The organism is Agrococcus beijingensis (assembly GCF_030758955.1).
In the GTDB taxonomy this organism is placed as follows: Bacteria; Actinomycetota; Actinomycetes; order Actinomycetales; family Microbacteriaceae; genus Agrococcus; species Agrococcus beijingensis.
The window spans coordinates 2,069,181-2,088,430 of sequence record NZ_CP132360.1; the positions used below are offsets into that span (position 1 = coordinate 2,069,181).

Annotated in this window: 20 protein-coding genes; 11 read left to right on the forward strand and 9 right to left on the reverse strand. The window is 68.6% G+C overall.

The window, feature by feature from the left end; genetic code table 11:
* Positions 1 to 4 precede the first annotated feature (4 nt).
* Positions 5 to 970: a PstS family phosphate ABC transporter substrate-binding protein gene (locus tag Q9250_RS10035; RefSeq protein WP_306231768.1), complete on the reverse strand. Its 966-nt coding sequence runs from the start codon at positions 968 to 970 to the stop codon at positions 5 to 7.
* A gap of 300 nt (positions 971 to 1,270) precedes the next feature.
* Between Q9250_RS10035 and Q9250_RS10040 the strand changes: the two genes are divergently transcribed.
* From Q9250_RS10040 to Q9250_RS10065, 6 genes are all read left to right on the forward strand, one after another.
* A complete protein-coding gene (locus Q9250_RS10040) occupies positions 1,271 to 1,681 on the forward strand; it encodes an arsenate reductase ArsC (protein WP_306231769.1) in 411 nt (136 codons plus the stop codon).
* A 2-nt stretch (positions 1,682 to 1,683) separates the two neighbouring features.
* Positions 1,684 to 2,349 (forward strand): arsenate reductase/protein-tyrosine-phosphatase family protein, encoded by a 666-nt coding sequence (locus tag Q9250_RS10045; protein ID WP_306231770.1) that lies wholly within the window; start codon positions 1,684 to 1,686, stop codon positions 2,347 to 2,349.
* A gap of 48 nt (positions 2,350 to 2,397) precedes the next feature.
* Complete coding sequence (locus Q9250_RS10050) at positions 2,398 to 3,474, forward strand: NAD(P)-binding domain-containing protein (RefSeq protein WP_306231771.1); 1,077 nt, start codon at positions 2,398 to 2,400, stop codon at positions 3,472 to 3,474.
* Between the two features lie 11 nt (positions 3,475 to 3,485).
* Positions 3,486 to 4,868: an FAD-dependent oxidoreductase gene (locus tag Q9250_RS10055; protein ID WP_306231772.1), complete on the forward strand. Its 1,383-nt coding sequence runs from the start codon at positions 3,486 to 3,488 to the stop codon at positions 4,866 to 4,868.
* Entirely contained in the window at positions 4,865 to 5,251 is a 387-nt protein-coding gene (locus tag Q9250_RS10060) for an arsenate-mycothiol transferase ArsC (protein ID WP_306231773.1), read from the forward strand. Before Q9250_RS10055 ends, Q9250_RS10060 begins: the two co-directional genes overlap by 4 nt.
* Before the next feature lie 546 nt (positions 5,252 to 5,797).
* On the forward strand, positions 5,798 to 6,385 hold the full coding sequence (locus Q9250_RS10065) for a hypothetical protein (protein WP_306231774.1): 588 nt from the start codon (positions 5,798 to 5,800) through the stop codon (positions 6,383 to 6,385).
* 202 nt (positions 6,386 to 6,587) lie between these two features.
* Here Q9250_RS10065 and Q9250_RS10070 read toward each other — a convergent pair whose 3' ends face one another.
* The 3 genes from Q9250_RS10070 to Q9250_RS10080 all read right to left on the reverse strand — a co-directional run bounded on the left by Q9250_RS10070 (position 6,588) and on the right by Q9250_RS10080 (position 8,733).
* Entirely contained in the window at positions 6,588 to 7,595 is a 1,008-nt protein-coding gene (locus Q9250_RS10070) for a hypothetical protein (RefSeq protein ID WP_306231775.1), read from the reverse strand.
* A 351-nt stretch (positions 7,596 to 7,946) separates the two neighbouring features.
* Positions 7,947 to 8,474: a hypothetical protein gene (locus tag Q9250_RS10075; protein ID WP_306231776.1), complete on the reverse strand. Its 528-nt coding sequence runs from the start codon at positions 8,472 to 8,474 to the stop codon at positions 7,947 to 7,949.
* A gap of 73 nt (positions 8,475 to 8,547) precedes the next feature.
* Positions 8,548 to 8,733: a helix-turn-helix domain-containing protein gene (locus tag Q9250_RS10080; protein WP_306231777.1), complete on the reverse strand. Its 186-nt coding sequence runs from the start codon at positions 8,731 to 8,733 to the stop codon at positions 8,548 to 8,550.
* Between the two features lie 97 nt (positions 8,734 to 8,830).
* On the opposite strand from Q9250_RS10080, the gene Q9250_RS10085 reads away from it, so the two are divergent.
* Positions 8,831 to 9,382 carry a helix-turn-helix transcriptional regulator gene (locus Q9250_RS10085; protein ID WP_306231778.1) on the forward strand — a complete coding sequence of 184 codons (552 nt, stop codon included), beginning with the start codon at positions 8,831 to 8,833 and terminating at the stop codon, positions 9,380 to 9,382.
* Entirely contained in the window at positions 9,360 to 10,466 is a 1,107-nt protein-coding gene (locus Q9250_RS10090) for a tyrosine-type recombinase/integrase (protein ID WP_306231779.1), read from the forward strand. Before Q9250_RS10085 ends, Q9250_RS10090 begins: the two co-directional genes overlap by 23 nt.
* A 170-nt stretch (positions 10,467 to 10,636) precedes the next feature.
* Here Q9250_RS10090 and Q9250_RS10095 read toward each other — a convergent pair whose 3' ends face one another.
* Positions 10,637 to 11,377: a DUF6602 domain-containing protein gene (locus tag Q9250_RS10095; protein ID WP_306231780.1), complete on the reverse strand. Its 741-nt coding sequence runs from the start codon at positions 11,375 to 11,377 to the stop codon at positions 10,637 to 10,639.
* A 644-nt stretch (positions 11,378 to 12,021) separates the two neighbouring features.
* On the opposite strand from Q9250_RS10095, the gene Q9250_RS10100 reads away from it, so the two are divergent.
* Both Q9250_RS10100 and Q9250_RS10105 read left to right on the forward strand, forming a co-directional pair.
* Positions 12,022 to 12,510 carry a YajQ family cyclic di-GMP-binding protein gene (locus Q9250_RS10100; RefSeq protein ID WP_306231781.1) on the forward strand — a complete coding sequence of 163 codons (489 nt, stop codon included), beginning with the start codon at positions 12,022 to 12,024 and terminating at the stop codon, positions 12,508 to 12,510.
* 33 nt (positions 12,511 to 12,543) lie between these two features.
* Entirely contained in the window at positions 12,544 to 13,992 is a 1,449-nt protein-coding gene (locus tag Q9250_RS10105) for a phospholipase D-like domain-containing protein (protein ID WP_306231782.1), read from the forward strand.
* Between the two features lie 24 nt (positions 13,993 to 14,016).
* On the opposite strand, the gene Q9250_RS10110 is transcribed toward Q9250_RS10105, so the two are convergent.
* From Q9250_RS10110 to ubiE, 4 genes are read right to left on the reverse strand one after another with little or no spacing between them, the layout of a single operon-like run.
* The gene (locus Q9250_RS10110) at positions 14,017 to 14,781 is read right to left on the reverse strand and encodes a sulfite exporter TauE/SafE family protein (protein WP_306231783.1); all 765 of its coding nucleotides are present in this window, start codon (positions 14,779 to 14,781) and stop codon (positions 14,017 to 14,019) included.
* A gap of 1 nt (position 14,782) precedes the next feature.
* A complete protein-coding gene (locus tag Q9250_RS10115; RefSeq protein ID WP_306231784.1) occupies positions 14,783 to 16,135 on the reverse strand; it encodes an FAD-dependent oxidoreductase in 1,353 nt (450 codons plus the stop codon).
* 49 nt (positions 16,136 to 16,184) lie between these two features.
* Positions 16,185 to 17,195 (reverse strand): polyprenyl synthetase family protein, encoded by a 1,011-nt coding sequence (locus Q9250_RS10120; RefSeq protein ID WP_306231785.1) that lies wholly within the window; start codon positions 17,193 to 17,195, stop codon positions 16,185 to 16,187.
* The gene (ubiE, locus tag Q9250_RS10125) at positions 17,195 to 17,956 is read right to left on the reverse strand and encodes a bifunctional demethylmenaquinone methyltransferase/2-methoxy-6-polyprenyl-1,4-benzoquinol methylase UbiE (protein ID WP_422665039.1); all 762 of its coding nucleotides are present in this window, start codon (positions 17,954 to 17,956) and stop codon (positions 17,195 to 17,197) included. Before ubiE ends, Q9250_RS10120 begins: the two co-directional genes overlap by 1 nt.
* 68 nt (positions 17,957 to 18,024) lie before the next feature.
* Here ubiE and Q9250_RS10130 point away from each other — a divergent pair, with 68 nt between their 5' ends.
* Positions 18,025 to 19,236: an isochorismate synthase gene (locus Q9250_RS10130; RefSeq protein ID WP_306231787.1), complete on the forward strand. Its 1,212-nt coding sequence runs from the start codon at positions 18,025 to 18,027 to the stop codon at positions 19,234 to 19,236.
* The last annotated feature ends 14 nt before the right edge of the window (positions 19,237 to 19,250 follow it).

Sequence of the window (19,250 nt, forward strand, 5' to 3'; positions counted from 1 at the left end):
CGCCTCAGCTGAGCGTGGCCAGCTCGTCCTGGGCGACCTGGACCTGCTCCTCGGTCAGCGGCACGAAGAGCGAAGCCTCGGCGATCTCGGCGTGGCTGTCGAGCGAGAAGTCGACGAAGGCGGCGACCTGCGGCTTCTCGGCGTACGAGGCGTTGTTCACGTAAATGAAGAGCTCGCGGCCCAGCGGCGTGTAGGTGCCGTCCTGCACCGTCTCGGTCGAGGGCATGACGCCATCGACTGCGACCGCGCGGATCGCGCCCTCGTTCTCCTCGACGTAGCTGAGGCCGAAGAAGCCAATCGCGCCGACGTCGCCGGAGACTCCCTGGACCGTGATGTTGTCGTCCTCGGAGGGGCTGTAGTCGGTGCGGATCGCGCCCTCCTCGCCGTTGACGGCGTCCGTGAAGTAGTCGAACGTGCCCGAGTCGGTACCGGCCCCGAAGAGGGTGAGCGGCTGGTCGGGGAACGACGGGTCGACCTGGTTCCAGTTCATGATCTCGCCCTCGGACTCCGGCGACCAGATCGTCTGTAGCTGCTCGACGGTCAGGTCCTGTGCCCAGTCGTTCTCGGGGTTGACGACGACCGAAAGGCCGTCGTTCGCGACCACGATCTCGGTGAACTCGATGCCGGCCGCAGCACAAGCCTCTGCCTCTTCGTCCTTGATGGCGCGCGATGCGTTCGAAATGTCAGTCTCTCCCGCACAGAACGCCTGGAAACCGCCACCGGTGCCGCTCGTGGCGACGGTGACGTTGACGTCGGGCTCCACGTCGCGGAACAGGTCCGCGGCAGCCTCGCTGAGCGGAGCGACGGTGGACGAGCCGTCGGCGACGACGGGGCCCGAGAGCACGCTGTCTCCGGCGGCCGACCCCGACGGGGACTGCGGAGCTGCCTGACCACCGCATGCGGTGAGCATCAGCGCTGCGGCGCCGATGGCGGCAGTCAGCACTGCCGACTTGGTGAAGGACTTGGTCACGATGTTCCTCTCGTGTGCGGGCCATGCCGCGGAATCGAAGCCGCGATGACCGCGACAGACACATAGAAGACCTTCTATGTGAACGACGAGTGAACGGGGGCTTGCCATAGATGGTCATCTATCAATCGCTTGTTGGCAACCCGGTCGTCGCAGACGAGACAATCAAGGCAAGCGGCCCGCCGAGAACCGCTCATGGGCAGGTCGTTCACCTGCGCTTCACCTGACTGCGGTACATATAGATGAGCGTCGAGCAGACGCTTCGCCGCGCTGAGGGTCAGCGCTCGACCGAAGGGACCCACGTTGTCCGAGAACCCCACCGTCCTGTTCGTCTGCGTGCACAACGCCGGCCGCTCCCAGATGGCTGCCGGATTCGCGGCGGCGCTCTCGAACGGCGCCGTCGAGGTGCTCTCCGCCGGCAGCGCGCCGAAGGAGCAGATCAACCCCGTCGCCATCGAGGCGATGGCTGAGGTCGGCATCGATATCGCCGGCAACACCCCTAAGGTGCTCACCGTCGACGCCGTCCGCGAATCCGACGCCGTGATCACCATGGGCTGTGGTGACGCCTGCCCTATCTTCCCCGGCAAGCGCTACGAGGACTGGGAGCTCGAGGACCCGGCCGGCAAGGACATCGAGACCGTTCGCCGCGTCCGGGACGACATCAGGGGCCGCGTCGAGCGCCTGCTCGCCGAACTCGTGCCCAGCGCGAGCTGAGGATGGACCAGCTCGACGTCGGCACACGCCGCGGCCTGCCCGGGATCACCTATCCCGAGCGCTTCCTGCACGCACTCACCGACGAGCTGAGCACGGACTTCCATGGCATCTTCGCGAGCGAGACGATCGAGCGCTATGTCCTCGAGTCGTACACCGCGCTCCTGCGCACGTCGGCAGTGAAGGCGCACCTCGTCACGCGGGTCACCCGGTTCGCGAAGGACCGGCTGCACGCCCTCGCTGAGGCGAAGGGCGCAATCCCGCAGGACCGCCCCAGCGTGCTGTTCGTGTGCGTGCAGAACGCAGGTCGCTCCCAGATGGCCGCCGCCATCGCCGCCGAGCGCTCGAGCGGACGCCTGGTCGTGCGCTCCGCGGGTTCGATGCCCGCGACCTCGCTGAACCCTGCCGTCGTCTCGGCCATGGCCGAGATCGGGCTCGACTTGACCGGAGAATTCCCGAAACCGCTGACCGACGACGTCGTGCGCGCCGCGGACGTCGTGGTGACGATGGGGTGCGGCGACGCGTGCCCCATCTACCCCGGCAAGCACTACGAGGACTGGCAGCTCGACGATCCCGAGCACGCGACGCCGGAGGACGTGCGACGCGTCCGCGACGAGATCACGGTCCACGTCGACCGCATGCTGGATCAGCTCGGCATCGCATCCGTCTGAGACCCACGCTGTGAGTCGCATCGCCCGACCGCCCGCATCGGCACGCCCATGACGGCGCCGCGGTCGATCGCCGTCATCGGCGGCGGTCAGTCTGCCCTCGCGGTCGGCTACTTCCTGGCGCGGCTGCGTCGCGATGCCGCCCAAGGGCGACGAGAGTCGGCCCCGGAGTTCGAGCTCCTCGAGAGCCGCCCCGAAGGAGGCGGCTCGTGGGCCGACATGTGGCCGAGCCTGCGCCTCTTCTCGCCCGCCGACTTCTCGTCGCTGCCGGGCATGCGCATGCCCCAGTCGCGCGAGGAAACCGCTTCAGCTCCCGAGGTGGTCGACTACCTCCGCGCGTATGCGCAGCGATACGAGCTGCCCGTCTCGCACGGCGAGGAGGTCTCCCAGATCCGACGGGGCGGCGACCACAGGTTCGAGATCGACGCCACCAGCGGCACGCGCCGCGCCGACGTGGTCGTCATGGCTACGGGCACCTGGGGCCGGCCGTTCGTGCCCTCCGTGCCAGGGATCGACGACTTCGGTGGCCGCCAGCTCCACACGCGCGACTACGCCGGGCCGGCCGAGTTCGAGGGTCTTCGCGTGTGCGTCGTCGGCGGAGGCAACAGCGGCGCGCAGATCGCGGCGGACCTCGAACCGTCCGCCGACGTGACCTGGGTCACCAGACGCATCCCGCGGTTCCTGCCGGACGAGGTCGGTGGACGCGAGCTGTTCGCCGCAGCGACGCAACAGGTGGAGGGACACAGCCGAGGCGTGGCGGATCTCGGCGACATCGTGGCGCTGCCGCCCGTGCGTGCCGCTCGAGGCCGCGGGCTGCGGGCGCGCTGGAATCTCGACAGGCTCATCCCCACGGGCGTGCGCTGGACGGACGGCTCCGAGACCCTCGTGGACGTCGTCATCTGGTGCACGGGCTTCCGGCCGGACCTCGCGCCGGCGCTGTCGCTCGAGCTCGACCGCGCCGGAGGCGCGCCCCAGGTGCGCAGCGACCTCATGACCGCGTCGGCCTCTGTCCCGGGTCTCTACTTCGTCGGCTACGGCGACTGGTGCGGCCCGGCATCCGCCACGCTGGTCGGCGTCGGGCGGATGGCACGCGCCACCGTCGCCGACATCGACTCGCATCATCGATAGAAGGGCACACCATGCACGTCGTCGCCATCGGAGGCAGTGACGCGGGCATCTCCGCGGCCTTGCGCGCACGCGAGCTCGACCCGTCCGTCGACGTCACCGTCGTCGTCGCCGACTCGTACCCGAACTTCTCCATCTGCGGGATCCCGTACTACATCTCCGGCGAGGTGCAGCCGTGGCAGTCACTTGCGCACCGCACGCTCGCAGACCTCGAGGCGACCGGGATGGACCTACGGCTGAACTCGCTCGCTACAGAGATCGACGTCACTAGACGACTCCTCGCCGTCCGCGACGAGCGAGGCCGCCGCTCCGAGGTGCGCTACGACGAGCTGATCGTCGGGACGGGCGCGCTTCCGGCGCACGCGGGCATCATTGGGCTCGACGCGCTCACGCCTGAGGACGGCGTGCACGTGATGCACTCCATGGGCGACACGTTCGCGCTCGAGCGATTCCTCGACGAGCGCGAACCCACGCGCGCGATCATCGTCGGCGCCGGGTATGTCGGCCTCGAGATGGCGGAGGCATTCACCATGCGCGGCCTGTCCGTCACGCAGATCCAGCGCGGCCCTCAAGTGCTCTCGACCCTGGACTCCGAGCTCGGCTCGATCGTGCGCACCGAGGTCGAGCGGCACGGCGTCGAGGTGCTCACCGACTCGACCGTCGTCGGCGTCGAGAAAACCGACGGCGGCGTGGTCGTCCGCGGCACTCGCCGCGGCGAGCCCTTCTCGCGCGCTGCTGACCTCGTGCTCGTGGTCGTCGGCGTCCGCCCCAACACCGAGCTGCTCGAACGCGCTGGCGCACGACTCGGCGCGGGGCGCGCCGTGGTCGTCGACCGCGCGATGCGCACCGGCCTGCCGAACGTGTGGGCCGCCGGCGACGGGGTCATCACCCATCATCGCCTGCTCGGCGAGACCTACCTGCCGCTCGGCACGACCAGCCACAAGCAGGGCAGAACCGCCGGCGAGAACGCAGTCGGTGGCGACGCCCGATTTGCCGGGAGCGTCGGCACGCAGGTCGTGAAGGTCTTCGACGTGGTCGCCGCCCGGACGGGTCTCCGCGACCATGAGGCCCGCGTCGTCGGCCTCACGCCCCGCACGGCCGCGGCGGTCGCCGATGACCACAAGCGCTACTACCCGGGTGCCCAGCCCATCAGCATCCGCATCACCGGCGACGAGCTCGACGGCCGCCTACTCGGAGCACAACTGGTGGGCAGGCTCGGCACGGAGACAGCGAAGCGCGTGGACACCTATGCCACCGCGTTGTTCGCAGGCCTGACCGTCGAGCAGATCGGCGAGCTCGACCTGTCCTACACACCACCGCTCGGATCACCCTGGGACGCCGTCCAGGTCGCGAGCCAGCAGTGGAGCCGCATCCGAACGAAGGAGCCGAACTCGTGACGACACCCACCGTCCTCTTCCTCTGCACGCACAACGCCGGACGATCGCAGCTCGGCGCAGCGCTGCTCGAGCTCCTCGCTGGCGAGCGCTACACAGCCGCCTCGGCCGGGTTCGCGCCCGCCGACACGGTAAACCCAGCGGTCGCAGCTGCCGTCGCCGAGCTCGGACTCGACATCACGGATCGCGTGCCGCGCAAGGTGACGGCTGAGGACGTCGAGCGCGCCGACGTCGTCGTCGCGATGAAACCGGGACTCAACATCCCCGGCACGCCCAAGCGACTCATCGAGTGGAGCTTCCCTGACCCGGATGCTTGGGATGTCGAACACGTTCGATCCCTTCGAGAGGCGGTCGCGGCAGCGGTCACCGAGGAGTTCGCCGACTGACCAAATACCGCCGAGGAGGGACACCGACGAAGGGGAGACCCCTTCGCCGCGGGTCAGGCTAGTGACCGGCGCCGAGGTTGCCGGTCAGGCGTGTCGGCATGTGGATGCTCAAGTCGTTGAGCCGGTGCGCCTCGACCCGCTTGTCGTCGAGGTCGTATCGGGAAGTGCGCGCTGACCGGGTCCCGTCACTCCGGCCGACCGGGGCGATGCGCACGATGCGGCCGCTGAGTTGGCGGAGGCGAGCGAGATGCAGCCGCACGTCACAGGTGCGGTCCGCCCCGACGCAAACTGCACTCCTCGGGGCGTGCTGTTCAGCAGCCACTCCGTCCGCAGCCTCAGACGAGTCCCTGCACACAGGTGCAACCACGAGTCAGTGCCGACATGCGGGTACGCGAAAAAACCCCCCAGACCCGTACAGGCCGCGAGCACCAGAACGCGAAGCGGCCGGAGCGCGTACCGCTTCCTACCCTCCCTCCCCCTACTCAGCAGACCGCGCACTGAGGCCGGCCGCCGCATGGACGGAAGCCGAGCGTCACCCGCTGGCCCATGGCTGTCAAGCGCGCACACATGGTCACTCGCGGCTATCTCGAAGCGTGGTCCAACGCCCGCAGGCAGGTGCATGTGTGGGACATGGAGCACAAGATCGACGGCGTGCGCGCTCTCGGCGACGCAACGGTCATTGGCCATGCGTATCGCACGTTCGTCGTGACGCACGATCTCGAGGGCGAGTACGGGAAGATCGAGAATGCGGCCGTCCCTGCTCTGGGCGCGCTCGCCACCGGCGGAGATCCGAATCGCGCGGGCAGAGCCGTGATCATCGCGTTCTTGGACATGCACGTTGAGCGAGGACGATACGCCGACCAGGCGAGCGTCACGCTTCCAGCGGCGACCGGCAACATGGACGGCTCGATCGAGCTCGTGGAGATGGGCCTTGGTGACCGACTGTCGCTGGCTGAGGCGCTGGACCGACAAGCTCCTCGACTCAGCGGCCTGCAGCTCGAGCGCAAGCGCTGGCACGTGATCGACTTTGGCACGGATCAGCCGATCACCGGTGACGGCTCCGTCCTCCCTTTCGGCGAGCGCGATCAGACTCGAACAGTGACGTTTCCGCTGTCACCGGCGAAGCTCTTGTGATCGGTGACAACGTGCTGGGGCGCAACGTGTCATTCAACTGGCTCGTGGCGCAGCGGTCGCATCGGTGGCTCGTGAGCCATGTCGACGGTCACATCGCTCGAGCGCTTCGCTTTCGGACTTCGTAGGCGCTATTGGCGACAGCTCGCCACAGCAGAAGCACTTGGCTCGATTCCTCTGGGCGCTGACGGGACGCGCCTGCGTATTAGCCCTGGACCCGGGCGCGAAGACCACGCCGCAACCAGCGCCAGGACGATGGACGACGAGACTGCAGAACAGCCTCGATGCGCGCGACGTCGGCTTTCGACTGCTTCAGCACGCGAGCGACGGTTCTGACGCCAGTGCGCTGTCCGGCGCCGCGAAGCGTCAAATCGATCGTGCGCACGTCCGACCTCGAAGCCGGCCAGAGCGTCGACCCAGCGACGACCACGATCAGAGTGCTGACCGCGATCACCATTTCTAGACCCGACGACACCGCCGCCGCCAAGCTCCCGGCGGTCAGCGCCACTGGCATCCCCCAGATCGGTATCCGCTCGTCCAGCCCTCTCCCGGAGCTGTGTATCGACGACGCGATCCAGCACGCTCCCACGAGCAGGCAGGACGCAAGGACAAACACGGCGACGTCGCTGAGCCTGGGGGCAGCCATTGTGACGGCCCACTGAGCGACGACCGCGGCTGCGGATGCTGCCAGCACGTTCACGAGCAGAGCGGCCCACGTCGGTCCGGCCGCGGCCAGACCGAGTTGCTCCAAGCGTCGACGCGCCCAATCCATCGTGATCTTGGCCTCCACCAGTTGCTGCTCGGGGTCGAAGGTGGCCATGCGGCCGAGCATGACCGTCAGGGCAAGTGTCACGAACGCGGCCGGACCGACAACCAACAGGATGCTGGCGCGGCTCGGGGCGCTGACGGCGTACAGGGCGACAACGGCGAAGGCCGGCACGAAACTGGCAGTCACGGCCTCGGCGAGGAGAGCGAGCTTGCGCCTAGTCCGCGAGGCCCCGATGGGGTCGTCCACGAGCTGTTGGCCGACGATGAGGGCGTAAAAGCCGAGCAGTACGGGTATCAACACCCCGAAGATGAGTGCGATATGGCCCGCGACCGATTCGCCGGCCCGACGCGCCGCAACAATCAGCGCCATCGGGTCAGTGTCCGCACGAAGAAGCATCGAAGAGCTTGCCGCGATGGCGAGTGCAACGATGCTGAGCGCGAGCAACTCGGGAACGATCTCTTTAACCGACCTTCGCGTGTCAGGCGAAGCCGCCCCTGCTGCTCCAGGATGGTGAGGACGCGTGGACTTCTTGGGTCCAGCCGTAGTCGACTCGGCCGCCAAACCACTCCCCCTTGCCGACGAGCGCAGGGAGCGACTCGCCTGGGCAAGCGTAGATGCCGCCGTTGAGGTTAATGCGTCATCAGCCCTGACCAGCCGATCGAGCCGCCCGACGCAGTTATCCACAGGATCACGAAGCGACCTCGGGGAGATAGGTGTCAGATGAAGTTGGAGTTGGAGGTGTAGGTGCAGAGGGGGGCTGGAGGGGGACTCCTCTTCAGGCCTACGAGGCGCTGACTAAGCGGCTGGGGCCAGGGCTGACAGCACGCCCCGAGGCTCGAACTGACGGGCAAGCGCCTTCCCATCCATCGAGGGATGCGCCAGGATCTCGAGCATCCTCTGCTCAGACCAGCACTTCAGATCGTGCTTCTCGAAGTGCAGGCGATTCAGCTCATAGATGATCGCCGCCCGGATGGACGCAGATGCGACCTCCCCGTAAGCCTTGATCATCGACACCGAGAGGTGCTTCTGCTCCAGGACGCTGTCGTGGCGGAGGAACGAGCGGACCAGCACCTCCTCGCTGAGTTCGTCGATGACGATCCACCCGTGATCGCTCAGCTCGACGGCAGCGAGATTGACGTCGGCCTCGTCCCAGTCGCTGGCGAGACGGCAGATCCGGTTGGGCCTCCAGTCCAGCACCCCGGCGTAGGACAGGCCCGGGTTCGCGAGCAGCACGAGGTACAGGTGCTGCGCCGACGTGGAGAGAGAGCGCCAGCTCGGGTCCGAGAACAGCGACTGCTTGATCGCCGCGTACTTGCGCGCCATCAGACACCACCCCCCGCGAGCAGCACTGCGCCGCCGCGCGAGGCGAACCCGCCGACCAGGCCGCGGATCTGGCTCACGCCGCGTCCTGCATCTCGAAGGCGGCCTCGATGAACGCATGCAGATCGCTCTCCCTGAACATCCGACGACCCCCGATGAGCGCAGACCTGATCTGGCGGCTGTAGATCATCCACTCGAGCTGACGCCTCGACTTGCGCAGGCGCGCCGCGGCCTCCTCCATCGTCAGCAACACAGTGACCATGGCATCTCCAATCTCAGTTGACTTGAACGTGAAACCCAGTACAACACGCTATCGAGTTGATGTCAACTCGGAAACCCAGTACTGTGCGGATATGAGCATGGATCAGCAGATTGGCCGCAACCTCGCGCGTCTTCGAGGTGACATGACGCAGCAGGAGCTGGCGTCGAAGATGAAGGCCCTAGGACACAAGTGGTCTCAGTCGACCGTTTGGGCGGTCGAGAAGGGCGACCGCCCCCTCCGGCTCGCGGAGGCCACCTCACTCGGGTCCGCTCTCGGCGGCTTCCCGCTCGGCATGCTGCTCTGGGGCGACGGCGCCTCGCAGGTCCAACGCGAGATGCGTCGAGTCAGCGAGCTCTGGGACGACCTGAGGACCGCGTACGGTGCGTTCCGACGGGCACAGGAAGACCTCGCCTTGACCGCCGACCAAGTCGGCACCGATCAACTAGCTGAGCTGCATCCGGACGCGATCCGGGACTGGCTGGAGCAAGACGGCGCCAGGCTGGATGAGCTTCACCGCCAGGAGATCGAGATAGCGGCACTCCGGGAGGAGGTCGAGTCGGGTCCCATGCCGACCGAACCGATGGGGCCGTTTGTCACCTACTACTCGGAGCAGGAGAGCATCCGCGATGAGCGTCCAGAAGCGTCCTAACGGGGTTTGGCGCGCACGCTACCGCGACAGCGGAGGGAAGGAGCACGCGAAGCACTTTAAGCGCAAGATTGACGCCCAGGCGTGGCTGGATGAGGTGACCGCTTCTGTGGTCACGGGAACCTATGTCGACCCGGGACGCGCGCGCGTCACCGTGGAGGCGTTCTTCGCGGAGTGGTCGCAGCGTCAGGTCTGGGCTGACAACACCGTGACAGCGATGTCGCTGGCAGTCCGCACCTGCTCCTTCGCCTCGATCTCTATCGGAGACGTTCGTCGCTCCCACGTGGAGACGTGGGTGAAGCGCATGCAGGCCGATGGGCTCGCCGCTTCGACCATCCGCACACGAGTGGGCAACGTGCGCTCAGTGCTCCGCGGCGCGCTGCGGGATCGACTCATCTCTCATGACCCTTCGGATGGGGTGAAACTCCCGCGCATCCGTCGTGCCGAGCACGCGATGCGCATTCCTTCGCCCGACGAGGTGGGCGTTGTCCTTCACGCCGCACCGGAACACTTCCGCCTGTTCATCGCAGTGTGCGCCTTTGCCGGACTTCGCCTGGGCGAAGCCGCTGCGCTGCAGCTCGGCGACGTCCACTTCCTCAAGCGACAGCTTCACGTCGCCCGTCAGGTGCAGCGAGCGGTCTCGGGGCAGATCGCGCTCAGTGCTCCGAAGCACGGAAGCGAGCGCATCGTGTCCATCGCCGATGACCTCTCGACTATGATCGCTCGTCACGCGGATGAACTCGGCGTGCGGGGCCGGGAGCAGTGGCTCTTCACGGGCCCGAAGGGAGAGCCCCCGCATCAGAACACGGTCGGCTACTGGTGGCGCAAGACTCTGGAGCATGCCGGCGTAGAGCCGTTTCGCCTCCACGACCTCCGCCACTTCTACGCGTCAGGGCTCATAGCCTCCGGGTGCGATGTGGTGACGGTCCAGCGCGCTCTCGGGCACGCCAAGGCAACGACGACGCTCGACACCTATGGTCATCTTTGGCCGACGGCAGAGGACCGTACGAGGGCCGCCGCCGGCGAGCTGATGAGGGCCAGTCGTGGCCCCAGCCGGCTTCAAGCCGAGGGGGGACCTCGCCTCTGAGAACTCGCCCGAGGTTCCACGTTGAGTCCCCACGCTGACGGGGGTCGCACGTGCTGACAGGCACGCGGAACCACCAACTGAGCTTCCATGTGACCGAACGTTCACGGCGCCAGCGTTCCGGTGCCCGACGTCACGTCACGACGACCCGCCGACCTCGCTGTACGACGGCGTTACTCATTCAAGTCGAGTGCTGCCATATACGCGTCGATGTCGACCGCCCTCACTGTGCCCACACCTCTGAGGCGGTCGAATAGTCTTAACAGAAAGAAGATCAACGTCGTGTCTGCCTCGCTATACAGGATGCTTTCACTCCGATCGAGCGGAAGCTCGAACGAAAGCGCTTGCAAGGCACACCCGAGATCAACGCGGCGATCGTCCGTAAGCGACATCAGCGCTTCGGCCGCGGCACGGCCGTCTACTCCCGACCAGCCGCTCCTCGTGGTCAGCATGCCGCCGATGATATCGATCGGCGGCTTAGCAGCGAAGGTGCCGCCCGCATGAACGATCTCCACTGACGTCCGGTGCAATCGCCTGACACTTGCGATCTTCTCCGCGGCATAATCAAGCAGGGACTTATTGATTTCCTGCTTAACCTCGAAGACGGCGTAGACGGATTCAGCGGGAATGTAAAGGTCACCGCTAGAGGTCTCGGCGAAGAGGTACGTGTACTGCGGATCGTAGATTAGGACGTCGATCTGCTGACTCATCTGGCCGACTGAGTCGATTACAAATCCCTTCGAGACGCCATAACGGCCCGGCAGGAACTCGCGCAGCACACGAAGCCAGTTCGCTTCTGACTCCTCCCCGATGCTCGTTCCGTGATCGGTCAGCGCGGGGACAATCTCCATCGCAGCGAGCAGATGTCGCTGCTTACGCATGAAGGCTTTCCGGATCTCGATCTTCTCGGACAACGAGGGCTCCTCACACCTGGGCCGAGGCAAGAATGCGCCCCGCCATTGCCTCGACTGTACGCAGGTCTGGCCCGTCAACTGTTCCGAATGCCGCGCCGCACAGGATCGCGTCTCGCAGACGTCTTAGTTCCATGAGGTCGCGTGTGCCTGTGCGAGCCGACTGACGGTCGCTATGCGAAGACCCGCAGAGTGGCCCCCACCATCTCCCGCGTCGTTGCGCTCGTGCCGTTAGGCGGCGCAGCCGCCACGCGGGACGTCCGGACGTGCGGGCTTCGCATGGATCGGTGCCGTTACCGTTCGGCACAGCTAATGGACTCGCCGTTGGTGTACGTCGAGCTGCACCACCAGCGCTGAGTAGTGCCCCATAAAGTGGTGTAGCCGCTCGGTGGCTGGGACCTATCAAGTGAGACCTATGTCATGAACCCAGACACCTCACTCGCCACGCATGTGAAGCCCCGCCTCGAGCGGGGCTTCTGCGTTGCTGCGCGGGTGGTCGCTGCGACCGATGTCGCGACTCATCTGGCCACGCGGAACACGGACCCCTTCCACCGAATCCGACCCGGTGCACCAGGTCGCGATTGGTGGAACGGGTCTAGCGATCGGACCGGGAACCGCGCGGGCGGGCGACAGCCTAGGATCGGGGCATGGCAGATTCCTCGTTCGATGTGGTCAGCAAGGTCGACAAGATGGAGGCCGAGAACGCCGTCAACCAGGCGCGCAAGGAGGTCGAGCAGCGCTACGACTTCAAGGGCGTCGGCGCGGACGTCTCGTGGAGCGGCGAGAAGCTGCTGCTGAAGGCCTCCTCGGAGGAGCGCGTCAAGGCCGTGCTCGACGTGCTGCAGACGAAGTTCATCAAGCGCGGCATCGACCTGAAGATGCTCGACCAGGGCGAGCCCTACCCCTCGGGCAAGGAGTTCCGCATCGAGGTCGCCCTGAAGGACGGCATCTCGAGCGAGGACGCCAAGAAGGTCACCAAGCTCATCCGCGAGCAGGGCCCGAAGGCCGTCAAGACGCAGATCCAGGGCGACGAAGTGCGCGTCACCTCGAAGAGCCGCGACGACCTGCAGGAGACGATCCGGCTGCTGAAGGCCGGCGACTTCGAGATCGACCTCCAGTTCATCAACTTCCGCTGACGCGGTCCGTCAGCACTCGAGACCCCTGAGCCCGTGGAGCTGACCTTTTCGCAGTTCCTCGGCGGCGCCTACCTGGTCGTCGACATCGCGCTGCGCCTGCTCGCGCTCGCGGTCGTGCCCTCGAACCGGCGCCCTGCATCCGGCATCGCGTGGCTGCTGATCATCATGATCCAGCCCATCGCGGGCTGGATCGCCTTCGCGATGCTCGGCAACACCCGCCTGTCGAAGGGCCGCCGCGACAAGATGTCGGCGATCCAGGAGCTGATCGGCGAGAACACCCTCGACATCGACGACGCGACCGCGCGCGACCGTCCCGACTGGCTCGGCAGCATCATCGAGCTCAACCGCAGCCTGACCTCGATGCCGCACCTCGGCCGGGCACAGGCGATCATGTGGGGCGAGTTCGACGCGCAGCTCGAGGCGATGGCGCGGCGCATCGACGAGGCGCAGCACTACGTGCACGCGGAGTTCTACCTGATCGTGGCGAGCGAGCGCACGGAGGTCTTCTTCGCGGCGCTCGAGCGGGCCCGTGCCCGCGGCGTGACCGTGCGGGTGCTGGTCGACCACCTCACCAGCGCGCGCTACCCGCGCCGCCGCGAGACGATCGCGCGGCTCGAGGGCATGGGTGCGGAGTGGCGCGACATGCTGCCGCTGCGGCCGTGGCGCGGCCAGTGGCAGCGACCCGACCTGCGCAACCACCGCAAGCTGATCATCATCGACGGCACCGTCGGCTTCACCGGCTCGCTGAACCTGATCGACCCGTCGTATCTGCTGCGCAGCAACATCCGCCGCGGCCTGCAGTGGCGCGACTCCTGGGTCGAGCTCGTCGGCCCGCCCGTCACCCCGCTCGGCGTGCTCTTCTGGTCGGACTGGTGGGCCGAGACCAACGAGCTGGTGGAGCTCGCGGTCGAGCCCCAGAACGTCGAGGGCGACCTCAACGCATCCGTCATCCCCTCCGGCCCCGGCTTCGAGGGCGAGATCAACCTGCGCGTCTTCCTCGAGCTGGTGCACGCCGCCGAGGAGCGCATCACGATCGTCAGCCCCTACTTCGTGCCCGACGAGGCGATGCGCTACGCCATCACGTCGGCGGCGCTGCGCGGCGTCGAGGTCGAGCTGTTCGCGAGCGAGATCGGCGACCAGTTCTGGACCTACCACGCGCAGCGCTCGTACTACGAGGAGCTGCTGCGGGCGGGCGTGAAGATCACCCTCTTCGCGAAGCCGACGGTGCTGCACTCGAAGTTCATGACCTTCGACGACCACGTGTCGATCATCGGCTCGTCGAACATCGACATGCGCTCGTTCGCCCTGAACTTCGAGGTGTCGATGCTCATCGAGGGCGCGTCGTTCGTGACGCAGCTGCAGGGCACGGCGGATGCGTACCGGTTGCAGTCGACGGAGCTCACGCTCGACGCGTGGTTGGCTCGGCCGCGCATCACCCAGCTGTTCGACAACGTCGCCCGACTCACGTCGGCGCTGCAGTAGCGCCGCTCCGTCTGCTCGCTCGGGTCAGGCGAGCAGCATCGTCAGCGCCACCGCCAGCGCGAACACGATGACGACGACGCGCAGCAGCCAGCTCGGCACGCGGCGCGAGAGCCAGCCGCCCGCGAGCCCGCCGATGAGCGAGCAGCCGAGCATGATCGCGACGATGCCCCAGTGCACCAGTGGCGAGAACGCCAGGATGATGGCGCCGGTGCCGTTGATGACGCCGGCCATGACGTTCTTCAGCGCGTTGTGGTGCTGCAGCGAGTCGTGGATCAGCAGGCCCAGCATCGCCAGCATCATCACGCCGATGCCGGCGCCGAAGTAGGAGCCGTAGACGCCGATCAGCACGAATGCCGCCTTCGCGCCCCAGCCGCCGGTGGAGCCGGTGTCGAAGGCGTCGTCGGCCGAGCGTCCGAGCCGCTTCGCGACCAGCGGCTGCGCGGCGAACAGCGCCGCCGCGGCCAGCACCAGCCAGGGCACGATCGCGGTGAAGGCGTCGGAGGGCGTGAGCAGCAGCGCGACCGCGCCCACCGCACCGCCGATCGCCGCGAACGGCGCGTTCGCCACGAAGCGACGACGCTGCCGGCGCAGCTCCTCGCGGTAGCTGACCGCGCCGCCGATGGTGCCCAGCAGCAGGCCGATCGACGACGTCATGTTGGCCGCCAGCGGGCTCATGCCGGCGGCCAGCATGGCCGGGAAGGTGATGAGCGTGCCGCCGCCGGCCGCCGCGTTGATCGCGCCTGCGCCGATGGCGGCAAGCCCGATCAGCAGGTAGCCGGAGAGCTCCACCTCAGCGTTCGTCGCGCGAGATCGCGATCATCTCGTCGCGCGGCACGACCTTGATGCGCTCGCGGCCGTGCGGCTCGCCGAGGGCCTTCTCGTGGTCGTCGAGGCGGATCCAGCCGGCGATGTCGGTCCAGGCGACGCCGCGCTCGCGCAGCAGCGACGGCACCGCATCCGCGTCGTAGTCCTCCGGCTCCCACCAGGAGTGCTCGTCGCCGAGCAGCTGCTCGATGGTCTCCTTCGCGTCGGACTTCGTGTGGCCGATGAGGCCCACGGGACCGCGCTTGATCCAGCCGGTCGCATACATGCCGGGCATCGGCCGCGAGCCGTCGTGCACGCGGCCGGCGATGTTCGGCACCACGCCGCGGCGCTCGTCGAACGGCACCTCCGGCAGCGGCGACGAGAAGTAGCCCACCGCGCGGTAGACGGCCTGCACGGGGATCTCGCGGAACTCGCCGGTGCGCTCCAGCCCGTCGGGCGTCGGGCGTGTGCGCTCGACCCGCAGCGCCTCGACCTTCCCGTCGCCCAGCACCGCGTCGGGCTTCGACCAGAAGTGCAGGTGCAGCCGGCGCGACGCCTGCCCCACCTCGCGCTGGCGCCACTGGTCGAGCACGCGCGAGATCACCAGGATCTGCTTGTTCTGCTTCTGGGTCTCCTCGTCGGGGTCGACGCCGAAGTCCTCGTCGTGCAGGATCATGTCGACGTCGCGCAGCTCGCCCAGCTCGCGCAGCTCGAGCGGGGTGAACTTCACGCCCAGCGGGCCTCGGCGGCCGATCACGTGCACGTCCGTGACGGGCGATGCCTCGAGGCCGGCGACGACGTTGGCGGGCACCTCGGTGGGCATGAGGTCGGCCGGGTGCTTCACCAGCATGCGGGCGACGTCGAGCGCGACGTTGCCGTTGCCGATGACCGCGATCTCCTTCGCCTCGAGCGGCCACTCGCGCGGCACGTCGGGGTGGCCGTCGAACCAGGAGACGAAGTCGGCGGCGCCGTAGGAGCCCGGCAGGTCGATGCCGGGGATGTCGAGCGGGGCGTCCTTCGTGGCGCCGGTCGCGAAGATCACGCCGTGGTAGAGCCGCTCGAGGTCGGCGAGCGCGATGTCGTGGCCGAAGCGCACGTTGCCGAACAGCCGCACGACGCCCGACTCGAGCACCTCCCGCAGCGCCGCGATGATGCCCTTGATGCGCGGGTGGTCGGGCGCGACGCCGTAGCGCACGAGCCCGTAGGGCGCGGGCAGCTGCTCGAACAGGTCGATGAGCACCTCGCGGCCCGACGTCGCGGCCGACTTCTTGAGGATGTCGGCGGCATAGATGCCGGCGGGGCCGGCGCCGACCACGGCGATGCGGAGCGGTGCGCTCACGGTTCTCCTTGCGATGCGAGGGCGGCGCGGCCGCCCGGTCCTGCGGATGTCAGCGGGTGCGCGAGACGACCTTCTCGGCGAAGGCCTCGAGCGCCTGGCGCACGGTGCCCGCCGGCAGCGGCTCGAGCGCGGCGAGCGCCTCGCGCTGCCAGCGCTCGGCCTCGGCCATCGTCTCGTCGACCACCGGGTGCTCGGCGAGCTCGGCGACCGCGGCCGCCAGGTCGGCGTCGGAGGTCGGGGCCTCGAGCCGCGCGAGCAGCGACCGCGCGGCGTGGTCGTCGCGGCGGCCGAGCAGCAGCACGGGCAGCGTCGCGACGCCGGCGCGCACGTCGTTGCCCTGGTCCTTGCCGGTCTGCGGGTCGGCCGAGAGGTCGATCACGTCGTCGACGAGCTGGAAGGCGACGCCGATGCGCTCGCCGAAGGCGCGCAGCGCCGTGCGGTGCGCAGCGTCGGCGCCGGCGACGAGCGCGCCGCACTCGGCGGCCGCGGCGATCAGCGAGCCGGTCTTGTCGGCGAGCACCTGCAGGTAGTGCTCGACCGGGTCGGCGTCGCCAGGGCCGAGCGTCTCGTGCAACTGGCCGAGGCAGAGCCGCTCGAAGGTGCGCGCCTGCAGCTCGGCGACCTCGGCGCCCAGCGGCGCGGCGATGCGGCCGGCCCGGGCGAAGAGCAGGTCGCCGGCCAGGATCGCCACGGAGTTGCTCCAGGCGACGTGCGCCGAGGGCACCCCGCGTCGGGTCTCCGCCTCGTCCATGACGTCGTCGTGGTAGAGGCTCGCGACGTGCGTGATCTCCACCAGCTCGGCAGCCGAGAGCACGTCATCGCTGATGCCGTCGCCGAGGTGCGCGGTGAGCAGCAGCAGCAGCGGTCGTGCCCGCTTGCCGCCGGCCTCGAGCAGGTAGCGCGTCACCGCATCCGCCACCGGGTCGGCGATCTGCAGGTGCGCGCCGAGCCGCTGCTCGACGACCTCGAGCCCCTGCTCGACGGCGTCGATCATGCGCGCAGCAGCGGGCGGTGCGAAGCGCGGCCCCCGAAGACCGAAGGTCTCGGCGATGGTGGCCATCAGGCGTCCTGCTCCCCCGCATCGGCGTGCTTCGCGAGGCGCAGGGCGCCCGTCTGCTCGCTGGGCTTGCGACCGCGGTGCAGGGCGACCACGCCCATCGTCAGGTTGCGGTGGGCGACGCGCGTGAAGCCGGCGCCGCGGATCCACTGCGAGAGCGCCTGCTGGTCGGGCCACGAGCGGATCGACTCGACCAGGTAGCGGTAGGCCTCGGGGTTGCTGCTGGCGAGCTTGGCCATGCCGGGCAGCATCGTGCCCAGGTAGAGCTCGTAGCCCTTGCGCACGACGTTGACGGGCGGCTGCGAGAACTCGCAGATGACGAGGCGCCCCTGCGGCTTCAGCACTCGGTAGAACTCGCTGAGCGCGGCGCGCGGATGCTGCACGTTGCGCAGCCCGAACGAGATCGTGACCGCGTCGAACAGGTCGTCGTCGAACGGCAGCTCCTCGGCGGAGCCGTGCACGAACTCGATGTCGGGGTGCCGCTCGCGGCCCACCTCGAGCATGCCCTGGCTGATGTCGAGCGCGGTCACGAGCGCGCCCGCCTTCGCCATCGGCGCGGCGGAGGCGCCGGTGCCCGCGGCGACGTCGAGGATCCGCTCGCCCGGCTGCGGCCGCACGGCGCGCTGCATGTGGATGCGCCAGAGCTTGTCGTTGCCGCCCGAGAGCAGCGAGTTCAGCAGGTCGTAGCGCTTGGCGGTCGCGTCGAACATGCCCGCGACCTCTTCCGGGTCCTTCTGCATGTCTGCTCGGCTCACACAGCCCATCCTAGGCGAGCCGGCTCGCGCCTCCCTCGGCCTCCGCTCAGGTCGCGCGGCGGCGTAGGGTGGCAGGCATGCCAGGCCTTCGGGTGCGCACCAAGCGCGCGGAGCCCGGACGCCTGCTGGAGCACGCAGACCCGCGCGCCCCCCTCGCGATCCGGCGCGGCGCCGACGGCATCGTCGGCCGGGGCGTGGCCATGCGGCTCGAGTTCCACGGCCCCCACCGCTTCACCGATGCGGCGGATGCGTGGCGTGCGATCGCGCGCGACGCGCACGTCGACGACGCGGTCGCCGTGCCCGGGACGGGCCTCGTCGCGTTCGGCGCGTTCGCCTTCGCCGACGACTCGGCCGCGACCAGCGTGCTGATCGTGCCGAAGATGGTGGTGGGACGCCGCGGCGACGACGAGTGGGTCACGTGGATCGGCGACGAGGGCCGCCTGCACCCGACCGCGATCGACGAGGTGCGCGTCGAGCTGACCGACGGCGCGATCGACGGCGAGCGATACCGGGCGATCGTGCGCGAGGCGACCGAGCGCATCCGCGCCGGTGATGCCGAGAAGATCGTCGTGGCGCGCGACCGGATCGGCGAGCTGCCGTCCGACGGCGACGTGCGCTCGGTGGCGGTCGGCCTCGTGCAGCGCTACCCGGATGCCGTGACGTATGCGGTCGACGGCGTGATCGGCGCGAGCCCGGAGACCCTGGTCGCCGCCGACCGCGGCCACTTCTTCTCGCGCGTGCTCGCCGGCACCGCCTCGCGCGGTGCCACGCCGGCGCGCGACGCCGAGATCGCCGAGGCGCTCGCCTCGGGCGACAAGGACCTGCGCGAGCACCGCTTCGCCGCCGACTCGGCGATGGAGGTGCTGCGCGAGCTGGCGCCGGACGCGCGGGCGTCGGAGCCGTTCCCGCTGCGCCTGCCCAACCTCTGGCACCTGGCGACCGACATCACCGGCACGCTCGAGCAGCACCGCTCGACGCTCGACGTGCTCGCCCGCCTGCACCCGACGGCGGCGGTGGCGGGCACGCCGCGGGCGGCGTCGCTGGCGATCATCGGCGAGCTCGAGGGCATCGACCGCGGCCGCTACGCCGGGCCGGTCGGCTGGATCGACGGCGATGGCGGCGGCGAGTGGGTGATCGCGCTGCGCGGCGCCGAGATCGCCGCCGACGGGCAGATCCGGGCGTTCGCGGGCGCCGGCATCGTCGCGGGCTCCGACCCGGCGGCGGAGCTCGCGGAGACCGCCGTGAAGCTGCGCCCCATCACCGACGCGCTGGCCGACCCGCTGCCGTAGCGGGGCGCGAGCGC

What these genes read in the sequence shown, in the direction of transcription:
- Q9250_RS10085 (WP_306231778.1), top strand. Translation starts at nt 8,831, where the DNA reads ATGGATCAGCAGATTGGCCGCAACCTCGCGCGTCTTCGAGGTGACATG.
- Q9250_RS10080 (WP_306231777.1), bottom strand. Translation starts at nt 8,733, where the DNA reads ATGGTCACTGTGTTGCTGACGATGGAGGAGGCCGCGGCGCGCCTGCGC.
- ubiE (WP_422665039.1), bottom strand. Translation starts at nt 17,956, where the DNA reads ATGGGCTGTGTGAGCCGAGCAGACATGCAGAAGGACCCGGAAGAGGTC.
- Q9250_RS10050 (WP_306231771.1), top strand. Translation starts at nt 2,398, where the DNA reads ATGACGGCGCCGCGGTCGATCGCCGTCATCGGCGGCGGTCAGTCTGCC.
- Q9250_RS10065 (WP_306231774.1), top strand. Translation starts at nt 5,798, where the DNA reads ATGGCTGTCAAGCGCGCACACATGGTCACTCGCGGCTATCTCGAAGCG.
- Q9250_RS10130 (WP_306231787.1), top strand. Translation starts at nt 18,025, where the DNA reads ATGCCAGGCCTTCGGGTGCGCACCAAGCGCGCGGAGCCCGGACGCCTG.
- Q9250_RS10045 (WP_306231770.1), top strand. Translation starts at nt 1,684, where the DNA reads ATGGACCAGCTCGACGTCGGCACACGCCGCGGCCTGCCCGGGATCACC.
- Q9250_RS10055 (WP_306231772.1), top strand. Translation starts at nt 3,486, where the DNA reads ATGCACGTCGTCGCCATCGGAGGCAGTGACGCGGGCATCTCCGCGGCC.
- Q9250_RS10075 (WP_306231776.1), bottom strand. Translation starts at nt 8,474, where the DNA reads ATGGCGCGCAAGTACGCGGCGATCAAGCAGTCGCTGTTCTCGGACCCG.
- Q9250_RS10120 (WP_306231785.1), bottom strand. Translation starts at nt 17,195, where the DNA reads ATGGCCACCATCGCCGAGACCTTCGGTCTTCGGGGGCCGCGCTTCGCA.
- Q9250_RS10090 (WP_306231779.1), top strand. Translation starts at nt 9,360, where the DNA reads ATGAGCGTCCAGAAGCGTCCTAACGGGGTTTGGCGCGCACGCTACCGC.
- Q9250_RS10100 (WP_306231781.1), top strand. Translation starts at nt 12,022, where the DNA reads ATGGCAGATTCCTCGTTCGATGTGGTCAGCAAGGTCGACAAGATGGAG.